Origin of the sequence: Ralstonia sp. ASV6, from assembly GCF_016429285.1 — a bacterium.
In the GTDB taxonomy this organism is placed as follows: domain Bacteria; phylum Pseudomonadota; class Gammaproteobacteria; order Burkholderiales; family Burkholderiaceae; genus Ralstonia; species Ralstonia flaminis.
Genome location: NZ_JAELUI010000626.1, coordinates 1 through 302 on the forward strand (window position 1 = coordinate 1; position 302 = coordinate 302).

Consider the following 302-nt stretch of genomic DNA (forward strand, 5'->3'; position numbering starts at 1 on the left):
ACCTACATCGCAGCCGGGTATTGGTTCACCGCGTCATCTTCGTTGGCCAATCCAGCGCTGGCGCTGGCCTGCGCGCTGACCGACGGCCCCTCGGGCATCCGCCCCGGTGATGTGCCCGGCTACATGCCTGTCTCTTATACACATCTCCGAGCCCACGAGACATGGCGCCTGATCGCGTATGCCGTCTTCTGCTTGAACAGGGGGGGGGGGGGGGGGGGGGGGGGGGGGGGGGGGGGGGGGGGGGGGGGGGGGGGGGGGGGGGGGGGGGGGGGGGGGGGGGGGGGGGGGGGGGGGGGGGGGGG

General features: G+C 75.5%; 1 pseudogene. It reads left to right on the forward strand.

Annotation, left to right across the window (positions count from 1 at the left end):
• Window positions 1-126: pseudogene (locus tag JHD73_RS29440) on the forward strand (aquaporin family protein); the annotation flags it as partial.
• Window positions 127-302: the final 176 nt, after the last annotated feature.